Source organism: Psychrobacter sp. (genome assembly GCF_018260395.1).
Lineage (GTDB): Bacteria > Pseudomonadota > Gammaproteobacteria > Pseudomonadales > Moraxellaceae > Psychrobacter.
The window spans coordinates 1-2,092 of record NZ_JAGLBC010000231.1 but is presented as its reverse complement, the minus strand read 5'-3'; the positions used below and the strand labels follow the sequence as shown (position 1 = coordinate 2,092).

2 protein-coding genes are annotated in these 2,092 nt (G+C 34.1%); both read left to right on the top strand.

The features are described from left to right. The first annotated feature begins 36 nt into the window (after window positions 1-36). A complete protein-coding gene (locus QZ265_RS10735; protein ID WP_296406039.1) occupies window positions 37-1,089 on the top strand; it encodes an endonuclease/exonuclease/phosphatase family protein in 1,053 nt (350 codons plus the stop codon). Window positions 1,090-1,423: 334 nt separating this feature from the next. After that, window positions 1,424-2,089 carry a TetR/AcrR family transcriptional regulator gene (locus tag QZ265_RS10730; protein WP_366513704.1) on the top strand — a complete coding sequence of 222 codons (666 nt, stop codon included), beginning with the start codon at window positions 1,424-1,426 and terminating at the stop codon, window positions 2,087-2,089. The last annotated feature ends 3 nt before the right edge of the window (window positions 2,090-2,092 follow it).

The window sequence follows — 2,092 nt, the reverse complement described above, 5'->3', positions numbered from 1 at the left end:
TCTTTATAATAAACCCAGTTAAAAAGGATAAATACAATGAATCAGCCTAATGACAACCCTAATTCTAACCCCAATTCTAATCAAGCCAAGGACAAAACCTTTCATATAGCTACCAGCAACCTTTTGAACTTCGCTTTGCCTCAGCGTAATTATTACCCAAATTCGCAGCCGTATAGTGAGTCTGAGTATCAGCATAAGCTTACTGGCTTATTTGGATTATTAAAAAATGCTAAGTCAGATATTTATGCTTTTCAAGAAGTATGGGATGAAAAGGCATTGCAAGATTTGGCTGTCATGCTCGGATTTGAACCTTCACAAGTATTAGCCCCTATGGCCAGTAATGACCCTTCTAGCAAGTTAACATTAGGGCAAGGCGCTCAGAACACGCCAGCCTTAGGACTTATTACTAAACATAAGATATTATACTGGCAATTGCTGACTGATTTTCCAGAATTAGCTGTAATTGATATTCCTGATGAAGGGCTGTATAAAAGCTTTAACCGACCGCCTCTAGTGGCTACTCTAGAAGTATATGGTCAACCTATAACTGTGTTGACGGCTCATCTAAAAAGTAAAAGACCACAATACTTAAGGGACGAACATGGTAACGCCCTTGAGGATTACGATGACCCTTTTGTACGCGTACGCGCCAAATTAAGAAGCTTATGCATGCGCGCTGCTGAAGCTGCAGCTTTAAGATTATTCATGATTGAATTATTACATAATACCCGTCATCCACTAATTTTATTGGGCGATATGAATGATGTGACCGACAGTGTGACTACACAATTATTGGCAGAAACGAGTGAGGTTATCTATGACAAAGCTATGCGAGATGTGGCATTGTTTGATGCAGCACGAGTTCAAACCAGTTATGGCTGGATGAAGGACGTGGCATATACTCATCTATATCAGGGTATGCCTGAAGTTATTGACCAGTTATTTGTATCAGAAGAATTTTTAGTAGATGGTAAGTTTTCACTTGGTGAAGTAGAACGTGTTGACTACTTTAATGACCATTTAAAACAAGATTTTCATGATAGATGTACAGATCATGGCATTGTACGAGCTAAGATAAAATTAAAGTAATGAGTATCTAAAATAAAAGTTAACTATTGCTTAGTTTTTGAATTTACAATATTAAATTTAATTATAAAGCTATGAAAAATTGTTTCTTTATGTTAATTTAGGTAATAGCACTAATATAGCTTTAATGTATCAAGTTATTAAGCTATCAGCTAATTACAATCGACAATATAAATTTAATTTAGTGACTCTATAATTTATTGAATTATATCTATTAAGGTTTTTTGTAACGTTATAAAAAAACTGGTGCCATATTAAATTAAATAATGTCGAGTTTTTGGCCTTTCAAGCTTAAATGTTCACCTAGAAACTACATATGCATGAAGGATGTTATGAATTGATTAATGATGTTTTTAAAGACTCTGAATTAGCTAAAAATATTGTACCTAATAAATTTAAGCATACTAGTAAACAGGGTAGAATTCGTCGCCAAAAGTTACTAATGGCTGCAAAAAAGCTTAGTGAAACACGCAATATAAGAGACATCACATTGGCTGATGTTTGTGAACAGGCGGGAATACCTAGAGCATCTGCTTATCATTTCTTTCCTAATGTTGATTCTATATTTTTAGCGCTTCGCTATCTAAATTATATTGAAACTTTCCAAGTATTAGAGAAAGTTGAAGTTTCAAAATTTGATCGATGGCAAGATTATGTTGCTGAGATACTAAAGCAGTCGGTTAAATTGTTTAATAATGATATTACCAAAAACAAGCTAATGTATGGCTCAAAAACTCCGGATTTCGATAATAGTGAGTACGATGAGCAAGTTAATATAAATATGATGGGGATGATCGTAGGTAAACTATCTGCTCATTATAATATGTCGAGTTTTAAAGATATTGATGAAAAATTTTTGGTAGTTTATAGCATGGTACATAGCATATTTGCTTTATCTTTCAGACAATATGATGAGATTACCGATGAGATGGGTCGTGAAGCTATTATCGCTTCAATAGCCTACTTGCGATACTATTTACCTGAAGAGTTGCCTTTATTATAAATA

Bases quoted from the DNA above. Each gene is read 5' to 3' on its own strand.
- QZ265_RS10735 (WP_296406039.1), top strand. From the start codon at position 37: ATGAATCAGCCTAATGACAACCCTAATTCTAACCCCAATTCTAATCAA.